This is a genomic window from Herbidospora sp. NBRC 101105 (assembly GCF_030269205.1).
GTDB classification, from domain to species: Bacteria; Actinomycetota; Actinomycetes; order Streptosporangiales; family Streptosporangiaceae; genus Herbidospora; species Herbidospora solisilvae.
Genome location: NZ_BSSX01000003.1, coordinates 536,451 through 562,055, shown reverse-complemented (window position 1 = coordinate 562,055; position 25,605 = coordinate 536,451). Strand labels below are relative to the sequence as shown.

The 25,605-nt window shown below is 70.8% G+C and carries 12 protein-coding genes; 6 read left to right on the top strand and 6 right to left on the bottom strand.

The window, feature by feature from the left end:
• Positions 1-28: 28 nt before the first annotated feature.
• Positions 29-271 carry a LuxR C-terminal-related transcriptional regulator gene (locus QSK34_RS16425; protein WP_062349263.1) on the top strand — a complete coding sequence of 81 codons (243 nt, stop codon included), beginning with the start codon at positions 29-31 and terminating at the stop codon, positions 269-271.
• Here the strand turns inward: QSK34_RS16425 and QSK34_RS16420 are convergent.
• A complete protein-coding gene (locus QSK34_RS16420; RefSeq protein ID WP_285585016.1) occupies positions 234-800 on the bottom strand; it encodes a carboxymuconolactone decarboxylase family protein in 567 nt (188 codons plus the stop codon). The genes QSK34_RS16425 and QSK34_RS16420 overlap by 38 nt on opposite strands.
• A gap of 17 nt (positions 801-817) precedes the next feature.
• Here QSK34_RS16420 and QSK34_RS16415 point away from each other — a divergent pair, with 17 nt between their 5' ends.
• Positions 818-1,093 carry an ArsR/SmtB family transcription factor gene (locus QSK34_RS16415; protein ID WP_285585013.1) on the top strand — a complete coding sequence of 92 codons (276 nt, stop codon included), beginning with the start codon at positions 818-820 and terminating at the stop codon, positions 1,091-1,093.
• On the opposite strand, the gene QSK34_RS16410 is transcribed toward QSK34_RS16415, so the two are convergent.
• Positions 1,081-1,932, bottom strand: a complete 852-nt coding sequence (locus tag QSK34_RS16410) for a DUF1707 SHOCT-like domain-containing protein (protein WP_285585011.1) — start codon at positions 1,930-1,932, stop codon at positions 1,081-1,083. The genes QSK34_RS16415 and QSK34_RS16410 overlap by 13 nt on opposite strands.
• 228 nt (positions 1,933-2,160) lie before the next feature.
• Between QSK34_RS16410 and QSK34_RS16405 the strand changes: the two genes are divergently transcribed.
• From QSK34_RS16405 to QSK34_RS16390, 4 genes are all read left to right on the top strand, one after another.
• A complete protein-coding gene (locus QSK34_RS16405) occupies positions 2,161-4,953 on the top strand; it encodes a DUF7824 domain-containing protein (RefSeq protein WP_285585009.1) in 2,793 nt (930 codons plus the stop codon).
• A gap of 111 nt (positions 4,954-5,064) precedes the next feature.
• Positions 5,065-5,985, top strand: a complete 921-nt coding sequence (locus tag QSK34_RS16400) for a collagen-like domain-containing protein (RefSeq protein ID WP_285585007.1) — start codon at positions 5,065-5,067, stop codon at positions 5,983-5,985.
• A gap of 115 nt (positions 5,986-6,100) precedes the next feature.
• A complete protein-coding gene (locus tag QSK34_RS16395; protein WP_285585006.1) occupies positions 6,101-7,594 on the top strand; it encodes a hypothetical protein in 1,494 nt (497 codons plus the stop codon).
• Positions 7,595-7,616: 22 nt separating this feature from the next.
• Positions 7,617-8,582, top strand: coding sequence for a hypothetical protein (locus tag QSK34_RS16390; protein WP_285585003.1), 966 nt, complete (start codon positions 7,617-7,619; stop codon positions 8,580-8,582).
• On the opposite strand, the gene QSK34_RS16385 is transcribed toward QSK34_RS16390, so the two are convergent.
• The 4 genes from QSK34_RS16385 to QSK34_RS16370 all read right to left on the bottom strand — a co-directional run bounded on the left by QSK34_RS16385 (position 8,579) and on the right by QSK34_RS16370 (position 25,595).
• A complete protein-coding gene (locus QSK34_RS16385) occupies positions 8,579-9,859 on the bottom strand; it encodes a hypothetical protein (protein WP_285585001.1) in 1,281 nt (426 codons plus the stop codon). The two genes, QSK34_RS16390 and QSK34_RS16385, sit on opposite strands and share 4 nt — an antisense overlap.
• 17 nt (positions 9,860-9,876) lie before the next feature.
• Positions 9,877-11,097, bottom strand: a complete 1,221-nt coding sequence (locus tag QSK34_RS16380) for a hypothetical protein (RefSeq protein WP_285585000.1) — start codon at positions 11,095-11,097, stop codon at positions 9,877-9,879.
• On the bottom strand, positions 11,094-12,470 hold the full coding sequence (locus QSK34_RS16375; protein ID WP_285584998.1) for a hypothetical protein: 1,377 nt from the start codon (positions 12,468-12,470) through the stop codon (positions 11,094-11,096). The genes QSK34_RS16380 and QSK34_RS16375 overlap by 4 nt, the downstream gene beginning before the upstream one ends.
• A 327-nt stretch (positions 12,471-12,797) precedes the next feature.
• Positions 12,798-25,595 (bottom strand): Tc toxin subunit A-related protein, encoded by a 12,798-nt coding sequence (locus tag QSK34_RS16370; RefSeq protein WP_285584997.1) that lies wholly within the window; start codon positions 25,593-25,595, stop codon positions 12,798-12,800.
• Positions 25,596-25,605 lie beyond the last annotated feature (10 nt).

Sequence of the window (25,605 nt, the reverse complement as noted above, 5' to 3'; positions counted from 1 at the left end):
CGCAAGCGATCACGCGAGGAGTTCATTAATGGATCTTGCGTACGACGACCTGATCAATGATCGCGACCGATGGCTGATCGTCATGCTGGCCCGGGGTTACACCACCACCCGGATCGCCCGCGAGATGCACCTCAGCCGGCACACCGTGGCCGAACGCATCAGCAAACTCCTCGACCAGTTCGCCTGCTCCAACCGAAGTCAGCTCGTGGCCTATTCGTACGCCCACCGCTTCCTCAACGTGGGGGTGTGGCCTCCGGGAGTGCGGCGCTGAGCCCCTCGGGCGGCGGCGTGCGCGCGGTGTTCATCACCATGGCCAGTGTCGTGTAGTAGCCGGCCGTGGCGACCGCCGCGACCACCCGCTCCTCGCCGAAGACCGCCACCGCCTCGGCGTACGTGGCGTCGGAGACGTCCTTCGTGCGCTGCAGTTCGTCGACCAGGTCCCACATCACGGCCAGGCGGCCGTCCGACGGGCGCTCGGCTCTGCCGACCGCCTCGACGTCGGCCGGCGGCACGCCCTTGGCCAGGGCGATCGGGTGGTGGAAGGCCCACTCGTAGGGCTGGTCCCAGTGCCGGGCCACGGTGAGCACGACCACCTCGACGAGGTCCTCGTCGAGCACGCCGCCGAACCGGATCGTCTCCCCGACGAGCTGCAGCCGCGTCATCAGCTCGGGGCTGCGCAACAACGGCACGAACGGGCCGGAGACGCCGCCGCGCGGGCCCGCCGTGATGCGGTCGATCGCGGCCCGCTGCTCCGGGGTCGGGTCGGCGGGGAAGGGCAGGCGGTCCGTATCAGTGGTCACTTATATAAGGTAGTCGGATGCACGCCTTCGACGTCCTGGGAGATCCCGTCAGGCGGCGGATCCTCGAACTGCTCGCCGGCGGGGAACAACCCGCCGGGGAGGTGGGCGCGGTCGTCCAGGCCGAGTTCGGCATCAGTCAGCCGGCCGTGTCGCAGCACCTCCGGGTGCTGCGCGAGAACGGGTTCGCGACCGTGCGGGTCGACGGGGCGCGGCGGCTCTACGCGGTCGACCCCGCGCCGCTCGCCGAGATCGACCGCTGGCTGACCCGGTACCGGAAGGGTCAGCCGCTGTAGGCGGCGGTGCAGCCGCCGTCGCCGGAATCGGGCCTGCCCTCGGCCACGACCACGCCGTCGACGGTGATCTGGCAGGTCAGCTTCACACCGTCGACCGCCTCGGCCTCCACGTTCAGGTCGTCGAGGCTGGCGAGGTCGAGCTCCTTCACGAAGGGCAGCACCAGGCCCTTGCCGGAGGCCACCTCGCTGCCCTCGGCGTTCATCAGTAAGTCGGCGGCGGTCGCGTCGGGCCGGTCGGCGACCACCTTCATCACGACCTCGTGGATGTCGGATTCGTCGTCGAACTCCACCGGCGGCGGCGCCTCGATCGACTCCGACGACCAGTCGTCGCCGTCGTCGTCATCGTCGAACGCGGCGGGCAGCGCCACCAGGGTGAACAGCAGCGCGGCGCCGGTCACGACGGCGATGATCTTGCCCGTGTTGTGGTCTTCGCGGCCCCGTTCCCTGGCCCGGCGGCCGAGCACGGCGAAGGCCAGCGCCGGGATCCACATGAGCCCGAAACTCGCGAACCCGAGGGCGAAGCTGACCCAGGCGGCGGTCCGGTAGGCCTTGCCCACGTCGTGGTCGCGCTGCGGCGGATGGTAGGCGGGAGGCGCGTAGGTCACCGGAGGAGGAGGCGGGGGCGGCGTGTAGGGATGGGCCGAGGGCATCAGGGGCATGCCGGGGATCGGCGGCAGGTCGCGTATCAGCTCGTTGAGGTCCCCCCACGTCACCGCCGTCTGCGCGGCCGCGAGCCGGGTCGAGAGTTCCTGGTCGTCGAGCCGCCCGACGGCGTAGTGCTCACGCAGAACGGCGCAGGCGCGGTCGCGCTCCGCGTCGGACACACGCATGTGCTGCATTTCCGACCTCCCCTGTGTGCCCTCCAAACTAGCCAACCGCCATGACGGGATTCGGGGGATTTTCCGAGAGAATCGGCTCCGGTGAATCGGCCTTGGCGTTCTCCGAGTTTGTCGGTCGGTGTGCCTAAGGTCCGGGGACATGACCTCAGCGACTCCCGAGCTTCCGACGTCCCGCGAACGGACCCTTTCCGCCCTCAGGTTCTTCAGCGGCGACGTGGAGGTCACGCCGTGAGGCAGATCCTCGACCTGATCCGGCGCAACCAGGTCCACGAGCTCGGCAGGCGTCTGCTCACCCTGACCGAGGCCGAACGCGGCGAGATCGGCCGCGCGTTACCCGGCCTGGTGAAAGACCTGCGCGCCGAGAAGACGGCCGAGCTCGCGCGGCGCGACTACGCCGCCGACTGGGAGCGCGCGTGGGACGAGGGCTTCGAGATCGACGAGATGCTCGACGGCCTGGCCACCGCGCTGCTGCTGGCCGGCCTCGGCACCATCACCGGCCCGGCCGCCGCCGTCTCGTTCATCACCGGCCGCGACGTCAACCGCCGCCGGGCCCTCGGCCTCAACGTCGCCGACGCCGTCAGGGTCGCCGCGTCCCGCCCGGTCGAGTGGCAGCAGGACGTCGCCGTACGGCTCGCGCGCCGCATCCGCCGTCCGGACGACCGCATCGCGCCCTTGGCAGTGGCCCTGCTGCGCGCCTCCGGCGCCGAGCCTCCCGACCACGACCCGCTCGTGGTGGCGTGGTTGCGGATGATGACCCATCCCAACGACCCCCTGACGTCGGCCCTCCTCCTGCGGGTCTTCGACGCCGAGGGCGCCGGGCGCGAACTGCGCGACGAACGCCTGACCCCCGCCCCCACCCGGTGGCTGGCCCGGGTGCGCAGAGACGTCCCCCGCGACCAGGCCATCGACGGCTGCGTCAGCCGTTTCCTGCGCGGCGGCGAGGCGCAGGACCTGCGCTTCTTCGTCCGCCTCCACGACCTGCTCGCCCCGACCCCCGAGGAGAGCGCGGGCCGCCTGCGCGACTACCTGCGGCTGCTGCCCTCCTCGCCCGGCCCGGTGGCCGAACTCGCCGCCAGGCAGGTCAAGGCCGTGTTCCCGATCGACCGCGCCGACCTGGTCGAGGCGGTCGAGTCGCTGACGTTCCGCGCCGAGGCCAAACTGGCCACGATCGGCCTGCGCTGGCTCGACGCCGAACTGAAGCGCACCCCGTCGGCGGCGGCGGCCGAGTTCGGTCCGGCGCTGGTGACGGCCTACGGGCACACGTCGTTCGACGTCCAGTCGAGAGCGGTCGACCTGACGCTCAAGCACGTGACCGACGGCTCGCTGGTCGCCGACGGGATCGCGACCCTGCCCGCCGATCTGGCCGCCCTCCTGACGACCCGCTTCCCCGGCGAACCCTCGTTCGAGGAGCCCGCGCCGGCCGTGACGTTCCCGCCGCTGCCCGCGGTCCCCGCGCCGAAGCCGTTCCCGGAACCGTCGTCGTCGGCCGTCCGCGAGCCGGTCTCGACGTGGATCGCCGCCGAACGCTGGCTCGCCGCCTTCACCCGCGACGCCACCCGCGACCGCGCCGCGCTCCGCAGCGCACTGAGGCGCCGCGACCCCTGGTGGCACCGGTCCTGGGTGTGGGCCGATCCCCGCGACTGGATGGAGGCCCTGTCGGCCGAGCTCCTCACCCCCGGGTGGGCGCCGGAGGAACCTCCCGCCGAATCCTGGCCGTGGGGCCACCAGGTCATGCAGCTGCAGGTGTACGCCGCACCCGACGAAGACGCGTCGGGCGACTCGGTGGTCAGGGGTCCGATCCACGTCTTCTCCGGACACGAAGAGGTGGAGATCCTTCTTGAAGAGGAACCCACGACCCGGCGCGGGGTGGCCGCCTATGGTTTCACGGGTCACCTGCCGGAGGCGATGCACGGCCTGGTCGACGACCCTGCGGCGAAGACCCGCGGCCACGAGCGGTTGCCGGAACCCCGGCGGGTGACGCCGCTGCACCTGTTCCTGTTGCACCGCTTCAGTGAGTTGTACGACGCGCTGCGCGACGACGTGCTCCCGCCCGTCCTGCTGGCGACCCCGACTCTCGACAACGGCCACCTCGACCCGGAGGTCCTGGTCGACCGGCTGGAGACCTGCGCCGAAGCCGGGCGTGAACCGCTCCCGGCCGACCTGGCCCAGGCGCTGATGCGCCTGCCGAGGGGCGCCCACCCGGCGGCGGCGGAACGGGCCGCCAAGGTCGGCTCGGCGGCGGCGCGGGCGGCGGCCGGGTGGCTGGCCGGCGACGGACTGCCCGACCCGGTCACCGGCGTCGAATGGACCGGAGAGGGCGACCACGTCCGCGTGCGGCCTCTGCTGCGGCTCGCGGCTCCCACGGGCGACCGGCTGATCGACGAGGTCATGCTGGCGCAGCCGGGCCGGCACGTCTCCGACGAGTTCGCCCGCCACCCGGACTGGTACGCCCCGATGGTGCCCTCGCACCGCGAGGTGGCCTCGGCCAACTGCCTGGCGCAGGTCACCGGGCCGTGGCACTACCAGCGCCTCACCGTCGCCGCCTTCCGCCGCTGCGCCGCCGCCGACGGCCCGCTGGGCGACGCGACCGCCGTCGCCCTCGGCCTCCTCCTGGTCGACCGCAACCCGGACGACCCGATGGTCGGGCTGCTGCTCGACCTCGCCGCGCAGGACGCGCTCCCCGTCGAGGCCCTCGGCCGTCAGCTCGGCGAACTGGTCAGGCGTGCGCAATTGGGCGTCCGCCCGCTGGTCGCCGCCCTGTCCGAGCTGGCCCAGGAGGGCGCACCCCACCAGGTGTGGGCCGTCCTGCGCGGACTACTGCCCCACGTGCTGCCCCGCGCGGGTGAGCGCGCCACCACCCCCCAGTCGGAGGCGGTCGCCTTCGCGACCGAGCTCGCGTCGTGGATCGGGGCGACCGGCGAGATCCCCGAGATCACCGCCCTCGCGGCGCGCACGGGCCGGAGCCGCTTCACCCGCGAGTGCCGCCGCCTGCGCGACCGGCTGGCCCCCGCCCAGAACTGAACGAGGGTGACGAGATCCCCCTGCCGGATGACCTTCCCGATCCGTCAGGGGGACGCCCCCTCGCCCTGCCCCTCCCTAGCGTGGGACACCACCTTCGACAGGGGAGACGACATGCGTCGCGGTAGAGAACGGGCGATGTGGCTGGCCGTGGGCATCACCACCGGACTGGTCGCGGGCGGGGCCGGGGTGGCGGTCGCGGTGGCCGACGACATGCGGATCACCGCCTGTGTCGGGGCCGACGGGGTGCTCCGGGTGCCGGGGCCGATCGAGCAGACGATGTTGCGGCCGCTGCCGACCGAGCCGCCCGGCGACACATGCCCGATGGGCTACCAGCAGATCACCTGGAACCAGACCGGCCCCACCGGCCCGATGGGCCGCACCGGCGCACAGGGCCCCGCGGGCGCGCAGGGTCCGGCCGGACCACAGGGCCCCGCCGGTCCGAAGGGAGAACCGGGACCACAAGGAGAGACCGGACCGCAAGGAGAGACCGGACCGCAAGGAGAGACCGGACCGCAAGGAGAAAGCGGGCCGCAAGGAGCGCCGGGGCCACAGGGCGCGACGGGACCGCAAGGAGACACGGGATCGCGAGGAGAAACGGGGCCGCGAGGAGAGGCGGGACCGCAGGGCGCCACGGGGCCGCGAGGGGAGGCGGGGCCGCAGGGCGCGACGGGACCGCGAGGGGAGCAGGGGCTCCCCGGCGCTCAGGGGGCGAAGGGCGACCAGGGGCCGCGGGGTGAGCGGGGGGCCGATGGCGTCGCCGGGTTGCAGAAGGTCGTCGCGACCAACAGGTTCCCCGCCAACACGGCCGGTACGACGATCGCCAAGTGCCCTTCCGGCAAGGTGCTGCTCGACTCCGACTACCAGGTCTCGGCCCAGTACATCGCCCTGCTCAACCCCCATTCGGTCGCCTGGGCGCGCCTCTTCTCCCAGACCGGCGGGCCGCTCGACGACGCCGTGAGCGTCCTGTTCCCGGTGAACAACACCAACGGCACCGTCACCGTCACCGTCACGGCGCTCTGCGGGCAGGCGTAAGGGACGGACTTATCGCCTATGGGTTAGTTTGACGGCCGTGATCAGTGGTGGAGCATGAAGCCGTGCCCCCACCAAGATCACAGCCGTCTCCCCATGTGTTTGGAACGGTCCTGACATGAGGAAGTCCCGCAGCCGCTCGCCGGTCGGCAGGAGCGAACCGCAGCCGGTCTACTTCGAGGCACCCGCCGAGACGATCGAGATCCAGGAGATCGACCCGCTGCCCGTGCTGGAGCAGGCGACGCGTGACCACGCCTACCCCGGCACCTCGATCGTCGTCCGGATCGACTACCGGAACACCTCGGCGCTGCTGAACCGCGTCGGGATGGCCGGCTCTCTCCAGCAGCTCTGCGCGGCGCTCGGCCAGACCAACGCCGACCTCGGCCGGCGGCTGGCGGAGACGTTCACCCCGAGCCAGCTCGCGTGGCTGGTGCGGGCGTTGACGATCTACGGCGCGAACGCCGGGAAGCTGACCGAGCTGGGTGTCGACCTGCCCACGGTCGTGCGGCGGCTGATCAAGGTGGTCCGGCGCGGTGTGCTCACCCCGCCGGGCACGCCCGGCGACGGGTTCGTCAACGAGGTCGTGTTGTGCGGCGGCTGGATGCAGGCCTCGTTGTGCAGCGTCCCGATGGCGGTGAGGCCGCAGATTCTCACGGCGCTCAACAGGCTCTACTTCCCGGGCGGGCTGCCGGGCCGGCCGCAGGTCATCGGGCCCCTGAACCCGGAGCTGCTGCGCACCGGGCTGCGTAAGTCCCTGACCAGGGTGCTCGACCAGCAGCTCAGGCCGTGGGACCCACCACCCGGCGAGCGGCTCGAACGGGTCGACTTCACCGAGGTGAGGCGGATCGCCGACTTCCTGGAGGGATTCATCTGCGAGGTGCTGGCCCCCTTCCCTCTCGCCTACGCCGACGGCCCCCTCTACGGCGCTCCCTACTCGGGTTGTCTGACCAGTTCGGAGGAGGTGGCCGTCGACCACGACGGCCTGCTCGGCTGGATGGAGAACCGGGGCACCCGCGTCGGGCGCGACCCCGCCTACGAGGCGCCCATGACGGCGGCGAACTACCACCCGGGCCGGACGGCCGACCAGGAGTCGCTCCGGCAGATCTACGCCGACCTGCTGAGCGACGCCGACTTCGCCCGGAAGGTGGGCCGGCTGATCAACCACACGCCGCAACACGCGGCGGCCGACGGCATGACCTACCTGCTGCCCTGCTATCCGAACCCGGCCGTGCAGTCACGGGCGGAGTGGCGGTGGCGGATGACGCGCACCATGATCCACGAGTTCATGCACCGGATCACCCACCCCAACGTGGTCGACGCCGCCCAGCACGTCCACCAGCCGCAGATCCTCAAGGAGGGCTTCGTCGAGGTGTTCACCGCCTTGGTGCTGCAGCGGCTGTCCGACCACGCCGCCGCCGACCAGGACGTGCGGGACCTGATCCTCGGCCCCGGCACGCCGTGGACGCCCGCCCCCGAGCCCTACCTCAGGGTCGGCTACGGCCAGGACGGCGCCGACGCACAGCAGATCACCAAGGTACTCGGCCGGGGCAACGTGGCGATCGGCTACTTCCTCGGCGACGTCAGACGCCTGGCGATCATGGACACGCAGTGATCCCACTCCCCGAGGACGGCAGATGGCGCTGACCAAGACCAAACGCGGCACCGAGCCCCCGAGCCTGGCCGAGCGACTGCGCAACGGCGGCGAGGCGGCGTTCCGGTCGCTGGAGGCCGAACTGCTGGGCCACGGCCCGTTCGGCTCCCACTGGATCGACGTCGCCGCCATGTCCCTGCCCCAGCAGGCCTGGCTGATCCACGCCCTCCACCTGCTGACCCGCAACCCGGGCGACTACCAGCGCACACCCGCCGTGGCCCGGCTGGTCGGCCATGCCCGCCGCCACACCGCCGAACCGGGCGAGGCCGCCTTCGAGCGCGAGGTGCTGGCGGTGAGCGGCTGGACCGAGGCGGTCTTCCCCGCCACGCTCACCGTGCCGGAGCCCGCCGGTCTGTCCGTCGTACCGGCCGATCATGAGTGGATCTCCGAGGAGGTCGACCGCCGCCTCGCCGCCGCCCCCGAAGGCCGGCTCGATCCGCTGGCCGCCGCCGACCTGGGCGCCGCCGTGCAGGCCGCGCTCCGGGCCGAGTTCCCCGGCAACCGCTACGACGGCCCGCTCTACGACGGTTACGACCTGGGCTCCCGCGTCCGCGACTCCGTCGAGCTGCCCGGCGGCGCGGCGGCGCGGGCCGCCTATGTGACCATGCTCGGCGGCGACCCGGCCGTGCTCGACTCCGACCCCGGCCTGGCCGACCGGGTCGGGCGGCTGATCACCCGGGACGCCTCCCACGGCCCGGGGCGGGAGGTCTTCGTCCCGGCGGCGGACAGAACCTTGCTGACCCACGCCTTCCTCCACGTGCTGGCCCATCCGGGGTTCCGCGAGCGGGCCGGATGGCTGGAGGAGGACCTGGTCGCCCTGTTCACCGCCGAATACGGCGAGGGCGCCTCGCCCGGCGACGGCCCGGCGGCGAGGCTGCTGGAGGAGCTCGGGTCCGACCGGCTGAAGGTGGCGTTCTTCTTCGGCCGGACCGAGTACCTCGGCCTCTAGCTGGGCTCCTCGTGGCGGTGCGGGGACTTCCACGGGAGCCCGGCGCCCTCGATGGCCTGGTACACCTTCACCGCCAGCTCCTTCGAGGTGCCCACCGCCGGAGTGCTCTCGATCACCGACTGGACGATCCTGGCTCGGCTCTGGGTGAAGCTGTCGTCCGTCGGGCCGCCGGGCATGTTGTGCTTGGGCTCCTCCGCCCATCCCACGAAATAGGCCACCCGGGAGTAGAAGGGGCTCATGTTCATCTCGCCCTCACCGGGCGGGACGCCGTCCCTGACCTTGGCCAGGAGCCTGCTCCCGACGACGTCGGAGCGGTCGCCGGGGTCGTCGCCGACGAGGTAGTAGAGCACCAGCTTGTCGTATTTGGGCGGGTCGTCGGTCTTGGTGGACTGGAGGAGCACCTTGAACTTGACGAAGTTGGCGCCGATCTCCCCGTCGGCGAAGACCAGGGACAACTTCCTGGCCAGGAGCAGGGCGGTCTGTTGTGACCGCACGTTGACGACCAGACGCCGCATCCGCCGGTGGAGGTCGGCCTCCTTGAAGAAGACGACGGTGTTCATCACATGGAGGTAGTCGCCCAGGATGAGCGCGGTCTCCAGGTCGCCTTCGTACTCCTGGGGCGCGCAGAAGTAGACGGTGCTCTGGGCGCCGAGGTCGACGAACTCCTGGACCTCGGCGGGGTCGATGGGCGTGGCCAGATAGGTCTGGTCGGTCAGGTCGGCGCTCATCAGGCCGTAGACCAGCTTGGGGTTGCGGTCCGGCCGGATCTCTCCGGTCCGCGGGTCGTAGAAGTACTCCCACAGGGTGTGGAAGAAGTCGAGGTCACGCAGATAGTTGAGTTTCACCCGCGTCTCGTCGTCGAGCGAGCCGCGAGGGGAGCGCGCCCGTGCCGAGGTCAGGGTGGGCCGGGTCGTGGTCGTCGTGATCTGGGGGACGGTCTCGACGGGGGCGACGTCGATGTCGAACCGGGTGTCGAAGCCGGTGTCGAAATCGGCGTCGAGGCCGAGGGTGAACTCGTCGATCGGGCCGCCGTCGGCGTCGGAGGAGAGCTCCCTTTCGAGGTCGAAGTCGACGTCGAACTCGATGTCCGCGGGGATCTCCACGGGGATCCTGGGCGTCGGGCGGCGCTGGATGAAGTCATGGGCGGGGCCGTCGAAGGCGGGTGCCGGAACGGTGCGGTTCCACGCGACCTGGTTGGCCGGGGCCTGGACCGGCGGGCCCTGGGCGGGGCGCGCCGGGGCCTTCTGCTTCTTCTTCGACTTCTTCTTGTTGAACACGCAGGTCCAGCTCTCTCCTAGTCGAGACCGATGAAGTCGACGCGGCCGAGGTAGTAGGCCGCTTTCACCTGGTCGGCCCCGGCCAGGTCGCGGGTCTCCGCGGCGGACCCGTGGATGGTCCACCCCTGGCCGGGCGTCAGGGCGTCGAGGAGGTCGGCGGTGAGCAGGTCGGCGATCCCCTCCGCCAGGATCGGGCCGCGGGCCGCGGCCTCTGTCGCCTCGGTGAAGTCGGGGTGGGCCAGGACGTGGACGAACTCGTGCACCATCAGCGCGTGGAGGTGGGGCCGCCACAACTCCCTCGGCCCCCACGCCCCGGTGGGCACGTGGGCCGGCAGGTGGACGTAGGTGCGCTCCCCCGCCTCGTGGGACGGCGAGTTCCCGAGCAGGAGGCCGGCCAGGTCGTCGAGTTCAGGGTCGTCGGCGAGCCATTCGTCGAGCAGGTCGTCGAGGGTCTCCCGGTGATCGGGCCGGGTGTGGTCGTATCCGGCCGAATAGAGGGCGCCGGTCAGGTGGACGCGCCGCCGCAGGAAGGCCGGCCGGGCGTCCTCGTCGTCGTCGGCCGCGCGGGCGTCGATGACGCTCGCGGCGTAGTCGAAGCCGTCGTACAGCGGACCCGCGACGTGGGCCGTGGGGAACGACGGCCCCTGGTCGCGGACGAACTGCTGGATGGACGCGGCGACCGACTCCATCCACGCCAGGTCCTCCGGCTCGGACGAGGCCTCCCACCAGAGGGCCTCCCCGGCGAGTTCCGCCTTCAGCCCCGGCAGCACCGACGTGGTCAGCGCCGCCGCGTCGAACGCCCCACCGGACGGGTCGCGGCCGTGGATCTCCGCCAGCCGGGTCAGCGCGGCGGCGCCGGGCAGGGCGAGGGAGGACGTGAGGGCCGCCTCCAGCCAGCCGCTGACCGACATGACCTCCTCCTCGAAGCGCGGCGCGCCCGGTTCGAAGCGCCGCCACCGGGCCCGGTCGACGATCAGGGAGGCCGCCCGGGGTCCGGAGAAGCCGGGACCGGCGCCGTCGGCGTTGCGGGCCAGCAGGTCGAGACCGTGCACGACCCACCGCCGTTCGGCCGGGTCGGCGTCCGCCACGTCGCCCCAGCGGGACGGGTAGCCGATGTCGTCCCCGCGTACCTGCGACTCCAGGTCGCGGAACAGCTGCTCGACGTCCTCGGCGGCGAGCCGGTCGTCGAGCGTGGGGCCCTCCGCGAGCGCCTCGCGTTTGGTCTTCCTGAGGCTCACAGGACCTCCATCTCCTCGGTCTTCTTCTCCTTCTTCTTCTTTTCCACGCCGATGTACGTCGTGGCCCCGAGGAAGTAGGCCGCCTCGATGTTCTCGAACCCGACCTCGTCGAAGATCTGCCCCGCTGCGGTTCCCGCGCTGCGGTAGCCCACCTGGAACAGATGCTCGGGCGGCGCCGCGTAGGGCAGGCCGCCCAGGACTATTGGGGTGAGGACCGGAGCCTGGCGCACGACGTCGACGAACCTGCGGAACATCAGGGCGGTGAGCAGGTCGGTGACGCCCTCGATCATGACCTGCCGCTGGTCGATGCTCCTCGCCACCTTCCTGAACTGCGGGTGCGTGAGGAAGTGCAGGAACTCGTGCATCATGGTGCGGGACTGCTGCCAGAGCTCGTCGGTTTTCTTGCCCTGCGTCGAGATGAAGGGCTGGACGTAGATGGTGCCCGTGCCGGGACTGTGCGCCCCGTTCGTCTGGACCGCTCTGACCACCTTCTTCCGTAACGCACTGGTTTTGACCATTTCGTCCAGGATCGCGTCCCGGGCCTCGACGTCTTCGCGGCGTCCGGGGTCATAGTTCGCCTTTTCGTACACGGCCAACTTCTTGTCGTTGCCGACGACGTCCGAACGGTTCTTCAGGAAGTTCTTCAGCGCCTTCGGGCTCACGTCCCGGCTCGTGGTGCTGACGATCTTGTCGGAGTATTTGAACCCGGAGTGGTAGGGGCTGTCGGGTCTCGCCAGGACGAACTTGCCGAAGGCGAGTTCCACAACGTCCTGGATGACGTTCGCGACCCGCCTGATCTCCCGGATGGAGCGTTCTTCGGTCTGCGCCCAGCCCTTGTTGTGGTTGTCGAGGAGTTCTTCGAGGCTGGTCCACAACTGCGTGCGGAGCACTGCCTTGTCGAGAGGGCCGATCTCGGGTACGTCGAGAGCCATGGTCGTGGTCGTGGCACGAGATTTCGAGTAGTAGATGCTCTGCAGCTTCTCCAGTGATTCCTGCGACGGGAGCTTCAGAGTCCAGAGGAGGATCCCCTTGGTCCATCCGCTGACCTGGAGCGCCTGCTTCTCGAAGTCCCTGTTCAGAGCGTCGAAGGGCTTCCGGCCCGGATGCGTGGCCTGCTTGAGGAGGCGCGGGATGGCCGGACCGAACGTCATACCCGCTTCGGTCATGACCTTGGCGTTCTCCGAGAAGACGCACACCGCGCGCATGAGCCATTCGACGGCACCGGGATCGTCCTCGCCGTGTGCGGCCACGAAGGTGGTGCCGTCGTCGGTATCGCTGCCACTCAGCAGCTTGAGCCGCGCATCGATGAAGGCGCCTTCGCCTCCCTTCTTGACCGTGCTCAGGCCGGGATAAGTGAAGGTCAGGTCTTCCATGACCGGGTCCGGACGCGCGACCGTGGTGGTTTCGGTCGCCTGTTTCTTGCGGGGCCCCTCCGACGACGTCTTTCTGGTGTCGGACTCCTTCCGTTTCGTACCTGCGATCGCCTTCTTGGGCGGAGTCGTCTTCGGGCCCGTCCCGGTGGAGAGGCGGGCGGGTGTGGTCTTGGTGGCGGTGGACTTGGCGGGGGTCGTCGTCCTGGCAGGGGTGGACTTCCGCTGCGGCGGTGGGGATGCCGACGGCGGGGACGAGCTCGGCTGGACATCCTGGGCCGAGCTCGTCTTCTGCCTCTTGTTCGTCCTCTTCTTCACGTCCGGCCTCGGTCAGATCGCGCGGTACGTCAGGATGAGGCCGACATTGACCAGGGCTTCGCGGTCGCCGTCGGCGGTGAAGGTCAGCTCCTCGGCCCGCAGGCCGGGGATGCGGAGCATGGTCCCGTCGTTGACGACCTGGCCGCCGCGCAGGAGCCGGGCCGAACCCCAGTCGGCCAGTTCGTAGCGGGCGTACAGGCCGGTGAGCTGGACGCCGACGATGTCGGGGAACATCTCCGGCGTCAGCGGCAGCACCAGGTCACCTCCGCCGGTGAACTCCTCCCACTCGCTCGCGAACTCCCCGGCGACGTCGACGTAGCGGGCCGCGGCGTACGGCTTGCGCATGCCCCTGACCGCGTTGGCGAAGACGTCGCCACCCTGTTCGGCGGTGTACTTGACGAGGAGCGTCACGTCGAACAGGTCCCACGGGCGGCGGCCGGTGACCTCCATCTTCCACGTCGAGACCGCGCCGGTGCCCTCGAAGGGGAGGTAGCGCTCGTCGTCGAAGCGGAGCTCGAACAGGCCGTTGTTGTCGCGGTGCTGCTCGGTGTCCGACAGGGCGATCTGCTGGCTCGGCCGCCAGTCGGAGCGGATCGAGGCGGGCGCGTCGCCCTTGCCGTCGAGCAGGTAGCGCACGGCCTTCGGGTCGGGGGTGAGCACCGTCTTGTGCCCGGTCTGGGTGAGCACGGCGTTCACCTCCAGCGGGCCCTCGGGACCGTCGAAGACCACCGAGACCGTCTTGATGCGGCGTGCGTAGTGGCCGGGGAAGTCGCGGTCGAACAGCGCCTCGGTGAGGGCGAACTCGCAGCGGCCGTCGTTCTTCAGGTTCAGCACGGCCAGGGGGTCGAGCTGGAGCAGCGAGATCCGCTTGGTGATCTCGAAGCCCCGGCTGTCGGCGGCGACGTAGGCGTTGCCCAGGCGTTCGAGGTCGACGCCGAGGGACTCACCGGCGAGCAGGCCGGAGCGGCGGCTCTCCCAGTAGACCGGCTGGATGTAGGAGTCGCTCACGCCCTGTTCGTACTGGTAGGCGCGTTCGGCCGCCTTGGCGGTCTCGTGGGCGAGGCCGTAGCTGGCGAAGTACAGCTGGGCCAGGCGGCCGGCCTGCCACTGGTAGAGCTCGGCGTTGGTGAACTTGCCCGTGAGGAAGGTGGCGACCGCCTCCAGGTCGGCGATCTCCTGGTCGATGATCTCCAGGTCGCGCTGGGCCTGCGCGAGCTGGGCCCGCGCCGAGGCGACCTGGTGGCCCAGTTCGCGGTGGTCGGCCTTGGCGAGCATGACCTGGTAGGCCCACTCGTCCTCCTGGCGTTCCTGTTCGACGCGCACCCCGTAGAGCTCGCCCAGCACGCTGAGGCCCTCGCCGAGCGCCTCGGCGATCTCGGCGCCGGTCTCCATGACCTTGCCGACCTGCTCGCCGCCGATCATCGTGCCGAGGATGAACGGACCGGCCAGCACCTGCGGGGCGGCGAAGGCGATGGCCGCGCCGACCTTCAGGCCCGCGCCCGTCAGGTGGGTGGCGGCGGCGGCCGTCATGATGTCGAGCTGCGAGCGCTGGAGCGAGGTCAGCCCGTCGGCGATCTGCTTCTCGTAGTACTTCTGCCGCGCCTCGGCCGCCTCGCGGGAGGCCTCCATCTGGGCGAGGTACTCGGTGGCCACCTCGACCTGGGCCTCGCGCACGGCCCGGGTCATCTGCCGGATGCCGGCCTCCTGCCGGTTCTGCAGGATCGACAGCTCCTCGGCGTCGCGGCGTTCGAGCACACTGAGCAGTTCGCCGCCGAAGGCGCGCAGCCGGTCGACGAGGTCCTGCGCCTTGCGGTGCAGGAAGCCGAACCGGTAGTGCGGCACCGGCCCCGCCAGCCCGGCACTGACCTGGTCGGGGGTGAGCCCGGCGGCGGCCCCTCTGACCAGCGCCATCACGTCGGCGGGCGGCTCGAACAGCGGCAGCGGACGGCTCACGCCCAGGATGTCGAGCGAGGCCCTGATCTTGCGCAGCCGGTCTTCGACGCGGTCCCAGTACTCGCCGAGCACGGCGTTGCCGGGGATGAAGAAGTAGCCGCCGGCCACGCCCCGGTGGATGGCGCCCATGCCGTCGAGCAGGCTGCCGCCCGCCGTGACCCGCTCGGCGTAGGGGTCGTCCTCCTCGACCTGACCGAGCTGCTTGTAGGACCGCACGTCCGGCAGGCGCCGCCGCCCGACGCCCTGCGGCCGGTCGCCGAGCAGGTCGTAGGCGAGGATGTAGAGCATCCGCGCCTCGTCGACCGACTCCATCGTGTACTGCCGGAACAGCAGGTCGCCCCAGTCGAGCAGGTTGTCGACGTAGGCCATCACGACCGCCCGCCGGTAGGCGGTGGGCCGCAGCGCGGCGATGGCGTGCGGGTCGAACGGGTCGTCGAGGTAGGCCTTCAGCAGCGCGCCCCGGTCGCCCATGAGGTCGTACTGGCGGCGCAGGCGGGCGATCATGCCGACCTTCTCGCGCAGCCGGTCGTGCGTCGCGAACGGCTGCGCCCGGTCGGCCAGGCCGTCGAGGAGGGTCAGGTCGGCGGGGGTGCAGGCGCGGGCGTGGTCGAACAGCGGGGCCAGCGTCTCCAAGTCGGCCAGCAACGACGCCATGTCGAGCCCCACCTGGGCGGGCAGGTTGCGCAGGTCGATCCGGCACCCCTCGACGAGCGCCCGCAGGTCGATCGCCAGGAACGGCAGGAAGCGCCAGTAACGCTCCGGCTCGGTGGGGTCGAAGACGTACTCGTACCAGCGTTTGGCGTCCTCGAAGCGCTGGGCCGCGTTGAGCGCCTGGGCGATGAGCATCGGCGCGTGGAAGAAGATCTCCCAGTAGTAGCGGCCGTTGGCGCTCTGGAAGTCGATGTGGCTGCTGGCCGGCACGCCCGCCAGGTCGTCGAGCACCTTGATGACGGTGGTGCCGGAGTCGGACGTGCTGAAGGAGGGCAGTTCGTCGATCTCCTGGGTCTCCGGCGCGAGCAGCGCCGGGACCCCGCCGACCAGCAGGCGGCGGTTCAGTTCGAACGCGGTGCTGGAGGTGAGCCGCACGATCTCGTGCGGCACCGAGGCCCACTCGTAGGGCCGCTCCAGCACGCCGCCCTTCGGGTTGACGGCGAAGTTGACGCCGAGGAACAGGATGAGCTCCGCGTCGGTGTCCATGGCGCCGTTGTAGGTGCCGACGAAGTCGGGCGGCAGCGACCGCCAGTTGCCCTCGATCGGGACGAAGTCCTTGATCGTGGTGAGCTCCTTGTCGGCCGGGATCGCCGTGTAGTCGGCTCCGGCGAAGACGTAGCGCTGGTCGCCGCGTTTGAAGGTCGCGTCGATCTTCTGCGGCAGGGTCTTCGGGTAGCCCGCGTCGGCGACCGCCGGGATGTCGTTGCCGGTCATCGTGTAGCGGAACAGCTCCAGGCCGCTGACCAGGTAGAGGTGGTCGCCGTCGACGTAGGCGACGTCGACCGACGCACCCAGGTTGAGCCCGGTCGACACACGCCCGAGGGGCCGGGTCGGCCGGGGGGTGGAGTCGGTGCCGGTGGTGTAGGTGTCGTCGCCGAAGTAGTAGGGGGTGCCGGCCATGTCGATCGCCGACCTGATCTTGCGGTCGCCGGGGAGCAGGTCGGGGTTGCCCTTGAGGTCGCGCGGATAGTCCTTGTCGGGGCTGTGCTGATTGACGTCGGAGTACTTCGCGTACGTGGAGTCGAAGATCAGGAAGAGCGTGGTGCCCCGCGTGAGGGCGGCCTGCACCCGCGACTTGGTGCCCCATTGGCTCGCCACCTTGGTGGGCGTGGAGAACACGCCCGACTCGATGTCGCGGGTGACCAGGTCGGAGCCGTTGATGAAGTACTCGATGCCGCCCATCGTGAAGGCGACGTTGATCGAGTTCCACTTGGGCAGGCCGTCGGGGTTGTCCCTGATGAGTTTCGGATATCCGAGGTCCATGCGGTTGAGGCCGGTGAAGCGGTAGTACTCCGCGCCCGTGAAGATGAAGTAGTGGCCGTCGCGCACCAGGACCGCGTCGACCCGGCCGGTCCGGGACAGTTCCGAGTCGCCCACGTCGCCCCACCGGTCGGCGATCTTCTCCGTGGTGGTGCGGATCGGGCCGCTGGGCTTGATGACGACGAAGTCGGGGCCGTTGAAGTAGTAGCGGGAGTCCCCGCGCTGGAACCCGGCGTCGATCTTGGTCCACTGGGCCGCGCCGGTCCGGTCGCCGCCCTGGCCGGGCAGCCGGTGGGTGTTCTCCTTCAGCGGCAGGACCTGCGCGTCCTCGCCGGGGTCGGCGGTGATCGGGCGGACCAGGAAGCTGCCGCCCTTGTGGTCGACGCTGAACCACGCACCGTCGGTCGACTCGGCCGGCATGTTGAACGGGATCAGGCCGCCGACCGCCTCGGCGAACACCTTGCCGAGCTCGATCGGGCGGGGCAGGGCGGCCGGGGCCTCGATCGGGAGGGCGTACAACTCGGGAGTGAGCGCGTGTGACGTGGTGAAACCGACACCCGCGGCCCGGTAGGCGGCGGAGACCACGATCGAGTCGTGGGTGCCCTTGCCCGGCACGGTCGACGACGCCCGCACGGTCAGCTCGTCGACGACGATCACGCCCTCGTGCAGTGCGCCCGGTGGGAGGGTCTGCGGGGCGACCCACTCGCGGTTGAGGTTCTGGAAGGAGTAGCAGACCCTGACCCGCTTCTTGGGCGGCGGGGCCGAGACGTTCTGCTCGTCGTCCTTGGTCGTGGTGGTGATGACGGTCTTGCCGGTGTCCTCGGGGGCGACCGACTCGACGATCGTCCAGAAGACGAAGACCCGGCCGAAGGCGTGCACGGGGTGCACCTGTTCGGCCTCGATCTGCACGTCGACGCGCGACCACGGCTCCCAGCTCGCCGACAGGCGCTCGCCGTCGCGGAACTCGGCCTCGCGGAAGTACCACCGGCGCGGCTCGGTGCGGGTGCGGCCGAACAGCACGAGCTGGCGGGTGCCCTCGGCGTCGTCGTCGGCCCTGTAGACGTAGGCGCCGGCGATGGCCAGGCGGCTCACCTCGGTGTACTCGTCGAGGTAGCGCTTGTAGGCGCGCTGCACCGACTCGGGGGTGATCTCGCCCTGGAGGAGGTCGTCCTCCAGCTCCTTGAACGCCGGGGTCTTGGTGTCGCGCAGCTCGGGGCGGATGTAGTTCTCCGGGTAGAGGAAGACCTTCCGGTTGGCCTCCCAGATCCGGTAGTTCTTCAGCCACGTCCACCAGGTGCGCAGCCTCGGCTTGACGTCCTCCTCGGAGGACAGCTCCTCCAGGTCGAGCAGGTAGCGGTGCAGGTAGAGCTGGGTGGCGGCGATGGCCTCGCGGATGCGCGAGGTCACGCCCTCCTTGCCCATCGCGACGTCGATGAGGGCGTGCTCGTAGATCTCGGCGGCGGTCGCCAGTTCGGGGTGCAGGTGCAGTACCGCCGGGACCAGCGCGTCGCGTTTCAGCACGTTGAGGTCGTCGTGCGCGAGAGGCACGACGGCCTCAGGCAGCAGCGCCTCCAGGGTGTCGGCGGTGGCGCCGTGGAGCTTCGACGGCCCGGCGCCGGTCTTGGCGGCGACCGCGAAGAGGCGCACCAGCTTGAGCAGGAACTCGATCTCGAACCGTTCGTCCTCGGCCGGGAACTCGGTGATCAGGCCGGCGTTGCGCTTGGCCCAGCGCAGTTCCTCGACGTCCCAGGGGAAGATCTCGGCCAGCTTCTCGTACGGCTCCGCCGCGCCCTTGGCCAGCAGTTCCGCCAGCCCGCTGTGGCGGCGGGCAAGGTCGGCGAACTCGGTGATCGTGTGGACGTCGGAGAGACGGTAGTCGGCGGCGTCCGACCAGCGGTGCCGGAACAGTTGCGGGAAGGTGCGGTCGACCACGTCGAGGCGGCCGGAGTAGCGCACGTATTTGTCCTGCTTGACCAGGTAGGTGGCCTCGCCCAGCGTGAACGCGCCGGTGACGCCCTCTTCGAACGTGCGGGGCAGGTCGCCGAAGTCGTCGCGGATCGTGCGGGGGAAGCCCTCGTCGGCGTGTTTCAGCTCGGCCGTGGAGTAGCGGACGTACTGGGCGCCCCGGAACACGTACAGCTCGCCCCGGGCCGAGACGAACGCCGCGTCGACGACCGAGCCGTCGGCGAAGTCGTTGCGGATCTTCCCGAACGTCGCGGCGACGTCGCCCAGTACGGTCCCGGCGACGAATCTGCCGCCCTTGAAGAAGTAGACGACGCCCTCTCGCAGGAACGCGGCGTCCACCCCGTCCTGGAAGTCGGCGGGCAGGTCCCAGTCGCCCGCGATCGTGCGCGGGAAGCCCTCATCGATGTAGAGATAGTCGCCGCCGGTGTAGCGCACGTACTGGTCGCCGGAGAACAGGTAGGTGTGCCGGTCGCGGACCAGCGCGGCGTCCACCTTCCCCCGGTCGGCCACGGTGTTGCGGACCCGGCCGAGCAGCCCGAGCGGGTAGGTCGCGGTCAGCGCCGTCGACACGGCGAACACGGTGTCGCCGACGACGAGATGGGCGGTGCGGCCGTTGGCCACCGCCGCCGTCACGGGGCCGCCCAGCACGGCGTCCTCGAACGCCTCCGGCAGCCCGGCGAACGCCGCCTCCCGGCGCAGTTCGACGGAGATGGGCTTCGGGTAACCCGGGTCGGTGTAGCGGTATCCGTCGCCGGTGTAGCGGACGTACTGCGCTCCCCCGAACACGTAGGTGTGCCCGCCGCAGACCACGGCCGCGTCGACGCGGGAGCCGAACGGGTTGACCGACCGGCCCCACCGCGACCGGATCTCCTCCGGCGCGGAGAAGGCACGGTCGGCGTAGCGGGTGTAGGTCTCGGTGAAGAAGAAGTACGTCGCCCCGTCGGCCCCGGTGAACGCCGACCGGAGCCGGTCGCCGGTCGCGACGGAGAAGCCGCGCCACACCCGCTCGATCGGCCGGGGGTAGGACCAGAGCCCGGTCGCCTCGCTGAACTGCACGCAGCGCTCCCCGGCGAGCAGCACCATCGTGTCGCCCTCGAAGATCACCGCGTCGGGCATCGGGAACCCGTCGGGCGCCTTCCAGAACGTCTCGTCGGTCAGCGCCGGGTAGCCGGGGTCGGGGGTGGTGTACGCCCCCTCGTCGCCGGAGTAGACGAGGTGCCGCATCATGCCCGACGCGTCCGGCCGCTCGAACACGTACGTCTTGCCGTCGCGGTAGTAGGCCAGCGCCACACCGGTCAGCCCGCCCCAGTGGTCGGCGATGAGCCGGGGTTCGCCGTCGATCACGTCGGGCGAGTCGCCGTAGACCACGAACTGGTCGCCGGAGAAGAGATAGGTGCGCCCGTCACGGCCGACGAACGCGGCGTCGACCGCGTTGTCCTGGTAGATGGTGTTGCGCGGGCGGCCCCACTCCTCGTCGAGCGGGTAGTCCTTGCCGATGGCCGTGTTGAAGCACATCGGGCCCTTGAACAGGTAGAGGTTGCCGTCGGCCCCGGTCAGCACGGCGTCGAGGCCGGTCCGGTAGTCGGCCGGCACGGCCCGCAGCGCGAGCGGCCGGGTCTCGGCGCTGAACGCGGGCCCTTCGAGGGCGTGCTGCCGCCGCCACCCGGCCGCGGTCTGCACCATGACCGAGCCGTGGTCGACGTAGGCCGCCGTGATGCCGGGAATCGGGTACGAGCGGGTGAGCGAGTCGGACACCGCGTGCCACCGGTCGCCCCGGAACAGGTAGACGGTCCGCCCGTCGGCGAAGGCCGCGTCGACGCCGTCGAGGTCGGCCGTCAGCGCCTGCAGCCTCGGCTCCGACCTCAGCGACGACAACGCCTTCGGGTAACCGAACTGGATGTGGTCGTAGTCGTGGTCGCGGTAGCGGACGTACTGCGCGCCGGAGAAGAGATAGGTGTAGGTGTGCGTCGACTCGATCCCGTCGGCCTTCTCGGTCACGTCGACGACCAGCGTGGCGTCGACCCGGCCGGTGCGCTGGATCGTGTTGACGACGTTGCCCCAGAAGTTGGCCGTCGTCGCCGGATAGCGGTCGTCGATCTCGGTGTAGTCGGCGGTGGAGTAACGCACGTACTCGGGGCCCGAGAAGACGTAGGTCTTGCCGTCCTTGCCGACGAAGGCGGCGTCGACCGTCTGGAACGGGATGCTGTCCCACCGGTCGCCCAGCGGCCTCGGCTCCGACCACCAGCGGTGGCGGTTGTCGAAGACGGCGAAGTGACCGCCGCTGAACAGGCAGGTCTCGTTGTCGCGGCCGGTGAAGACGGCGTCGATCGAGCCGAACGAGTCGGGCAGGTTCAGCCAGTTCTCCGCCAGCGGCTTCGGATAGCCCTCGTCGGGCCGGGTGTAGTCGCGGGTGGAGTAGCGGACGTAGAAGGGGGTGTCGTCGCCGTACACCTTGATCCGGTCGCCGACCCGGCGGATGGTCAGCTGGATGTTCCCCTCGGCGACCACCTGCCACTGCGGGGACGCCCCGGTCACGGACGCGGTGGCGCCCACGGTGACGCCGTGGGCCTGGAGGCGGCGGCGCAGGGCGGGCGAGCAGTTGCCGTCGGCGAGCTCGGCCTCGTAGTCGGCGGGCAGGTCGAGGATCAGGCCGACCGGGCCGAACAGGTGGGCGGAGCCGTCCATGACGAACGCGGCGTCGACCCGGTCGAGCCCGCCCCAGTCGCCCTCGATCGCCCTCGGGTAGCCGGGGTCGACGACCGAGTAGTCGGCCGAGGAGTAGCGGATGTACCGGTCGCCGCTGAACAGGTAGGTCTTGCCGTCGAGCCCGACGAACGCGGCGTCGACCCGGCCGCCGGGCAGCGCCTCGTTCGGCACGCCCCAGACGTCGGCGGTCGCGCGGGTCTGGCCGCCGGGCAGCGAGACGGTCTGGCCGTCTTTGAACAGGTGAACGGTGTCGCCGACCGCGAACGCCGCTTCGACGGCGCTCTCGAACCTGACCGGCAGGCCCGGCCACCAGGTCTCGATCCGCTGCGGGTAGCCGTCGGCGACACGGACCTCGTCGTTCTCGGGGTTGTCGGTGTAGCGGATCACCTGGTTGCCGGCGAACAGCAGGTAGCCCTGCGCGTCGGCGTAGGCGGCGTCGACGCGGGTCGCGCCGTCGAAGGTGTTGCGGATCAGGCCCCAGCGTTCGTTGATCGGCTGCTCCTGCCGGCCGTCGAAGGTCCGGTCGCTGGAGAAGACGTGGGTGCGGCCGTCGTGGCCGTGGAAGACGGCGTCGACGGCGTCGCGGAAGCGTTCGGGCAGCGGGGTGTCGCCCTGCCACCATTCGGCGATCGACCTCGGGAAGCCCTCGTCGGCCACGGTGAACGGGCCGTCGGCGGAGTAGCGGAGGTACTGGTCGCCGGTGAACAGGTGGGTGCGGCCCTCGGCGTCGACGTAGGCGCCGTCGATCTTCTTGGGTGCGGTGAAGCCGTTGCGCACCGCGCCCCAGGTCTGGGCCTTGGGGGCCCAGCGTTTCTCGCCCGTCGCGCGGGTGAAGGCGTGCGACCTCCCGTCGTCGCCCCGGCCGATCAGCCAGTCGGCGCCGTCGCGGGTGAACGCGGCGTCGATCGCGGTCAGCCCGGAGAACCGGGGCGACAACTCGGTGAGCGGCTTCGGCCGCTGGTCGGTGAGCTCGTGACCGGCGGAGTAGGTCCAGTAGGAGCCGCCCCGGAACAGCAGGATCAGGCCGTCGTGGCCGGTCAGCAGGGCGTCGAAGCGGTCGACGCCGCGCGGCAGCGCCAGCGGCTCGGGGAACTTCCCGGCCAGGTCCTGGTCGCGGAAGGCGACGGTGACCTCGTCGACGTCGAGGCCGAGCTTGGCCGCCAGCCGGGCGAACCGGCGCAGCCGCCGGTAGACCCGGCGGAAGTCGGGCCCTGTCGATCCCCCGGCGGGTCCTGCGACGGCCGGGGCGACCAGCACGTCGAGCGCGCCGGGGGCGACCGCCGCGCCGATGGCCTCGACGACCTGCGAGGACACCCCGAAGACGTCCTGGAGCACGTTCAGCAGCGTGCGGTGCTGACGGTCGGCGAGGTCGCCGAGGGTGGCGGCGATCTCGACGATCGCGGCGAGCTGCTCCTTGGCGGTGGCGTGCAGCACGAAGAAGACGTCTTTGGCGTAGTCGTCGACGCCCGGCAGGGTGAAGTCGAGCGCGCTGGTGACCTGCCGGAAGTAGCCGAGCCGCGCCTCCGGGACGGCCAGCGACGGCGTCAGGTGCCCGGCCTCGACCAGCATCTCGACCAGCCGGGGCCGCTCGTCGTCGTCGAAGCCGAGCTCGGTCAGGGCGTTGAGGTCGATCCGGTAGGGCGCCTGGGCCCGTGTCAGCGCCGCGACCCGCTCGAAGACCAGTTCCCCGTCTCCGTCGGTGAAGCCCTCGCCCAGGTCGATGGTGCCCTCGGCGTCGTCGAGCTCTCCGCGCAGTTCCTCGTGGACCCGCCCGTCACGGGTGATCGGCCCTTCCAGCCGGTGCACGACGCGGGCCGCCATGGCCTGGTCGGCGAGGGCGGCGAAGTCCTCAGGGGTGACCAGGTGCATCTCGGCCTTGGCGGCGGCCAGCTGGGCCTTGATCGCGTCGAGCACGACCCGGCGGAGGGGATAGAACTCCAGCGCGATCCCGAAGTCGGCGACGTCGAGTCCGGCGAGCGCCGCCTTGTCGGTGAAGCACAGGTCGGCGTCGACGAAGCCGTTGAAGCGCAGGCTCTGGGCCAGCGAGTCGAGCTGCTCGGCGGTCAGCCTCAGCTCGGCGAAGGCGGCGGGGTCGAGCGCGATCCTGGCCTCCCGGTAGGCCGACACCCGGGCTTTCAGCAGCGCGAGCACGGCGGGGGCCACGTCGTCGAGCGGCGCGTTCACCCGGAACTCGGTCACGTTGGCCGGCTCGGCGAAGAACTCGGGGTCGGTGAGGTCGCCCTCGTCGCCGAGGTGGCCGTTGTGGACCAGGTTGTCGTAGAGCTCGGCCCGCTCGGCCTCGGTGAGCTGCGGCAGCGCGCCCGCCAGGTCGGAGGGGTAGAAGGCGTTCTCCAGCCCGGCGATCACGGTGAACAACGCGTCGCGGTGGGCGGCGAAGTCGCCGGCGAGCGTGAGCCGGTCGGGCAGGTCTTCGGACGCGAGCAGGCCGTCGGGCCGCAGGATGCCCCGGGTCACCAGGTTGGCGAAGATCTTGGACGTCAGCCGGTCGGCCAGCCCGAGCCCTTCGAAGTCGCCCGCGGCCAGCACGCCGAGCCGGTCGACCGCGTGGTAGGCGGCGGTGGCGACGGCCGCCGGGTCGAGCCGCAGCAGGCGGGGGTCGTGCGGGGAGACCACGCCGTCGCGGTGGGTCGCCAGGGCCTCGTGGATCACCCGGGCGGCCCGTTCGTCGAACCGGTCGGACATCAGCACCGCCGGGGTCAGCGCGACGGTCGCGAACTGGTCGGCGATCGAGGCGACGACCTCGGCCTGCTCGGCCTCCGACTCGGGCGTGGCGGGTTCGCCGAGGATGCCTGTGAGGTCCTCCCCCGCGAACCCCCACGACCGCATCCAGGCCACCACCTCGACGAGGGTCTGGGCCAGCCAGAGCGAGGAGACGGGGTCGTCGTCGCGTTCGAGCATCCGGTGGACGTCGGCCGACGCGGGCGACAGCACCGGCAGCACCGGGAAGGTCGAGTGGCGCTCGATGGCGGGGTCGTTCTCCAGCGCGGTCAGCACGGCGAACAGCTCGGCCACCGACAGTCCGAGGTGCCCGGTCAGCCGGGCGACCCGGTGGAGCACGACCACTGAGGCCCGGCTGATCTCCCGGTCGAACGGGCTCTCCTCCAGCGGCCCGGCGTAGCGCTCGCGGAACCGGCGGACGGTCTCGACCAGCTCTGACTCGGCCATATCGATGGAACGTGCCAATTCGCGGCGGAACGTCCGGTTCTGCGGGGCGAGGATGTCACCGGCCGGACGCGGCAGGTCGTCGACCTCGGCCGGGAGGGTGCGGGTGGTCAGCGTCTCGACCAGGTCGAACGGGACGTCGTGGGTGCGGTGCAGGTGGGCGGCGGCGGCCACCGCGCGTAACGTCTCGGCCTCCAGGACCGAGGTGAAGGCGCCGACGACCCGGTCGAGATCGGTGAACGACAGGCCGGTCTTCTTCGCCAGCCGGATGAACCGGTGGGCCCGGTCGAGCCACACGTCGGGCACGGCGCCGCCGTCGCGGAGCGCCAACGTCCGGCCGTCTTCGCCGACCTCGACCACGGCGCCCTGGTGGACGAAGGTGCCCGAGAGGGAACGTTCCAGGTCGGGGTCGCCGTAGAGGAGCTCGGTCAGCTCCGCGCCGGTGAGGGAGGTGGCCTCCAGGAAACGCTCGACGTCGTGCAGCACCGAGATCGGCTCGCCGTCGAGCCCGTAGGCGGCGGCCAGTCCGGCCGCGTCGGTGCGCGGGGTGGTGATGACGTGGACGTCGGCCTCGGTCAGCCCGAGGTAGTCGCGGGTGACCCGGTCGCGGTCGACCGTGGCGGCGAACAGCCGGTAGAACTCGACCGGGTCGACGCCCAGGTGGCGCAGGTAGGTGGTGAACCTGGCCGCGTCGAGCGAGAACGGCAGCGCGAGCGGGTGCTTGAAGTCGCGGTCGGCCAGCTTCTCGTAGGGGTCGTCGCCGACCAGCGCCTCCAGCACCTCGTTGACGATGTCGAGGTAGGGCACCGTCGTGGTGGTGTTCTCCTCGTCGAGCGGGATCTCCCCGATGCCGGGGCGGCGGCGCAGCAGCGAGCCCACGTCGGAGTCACCGTGGAAGGTCTCCTGCAGGAAGGTGAGCAGATCGGTCAGATAGGCCGCGGGCGAGTAGACCGAGCGCGCCTCGTCTCCCGTCCGCAGATCGAGTTCTCCGAAGAGTCGTTCATAGCTCGGGATCGAAGCATCGCTACGCACGCGGGAAATC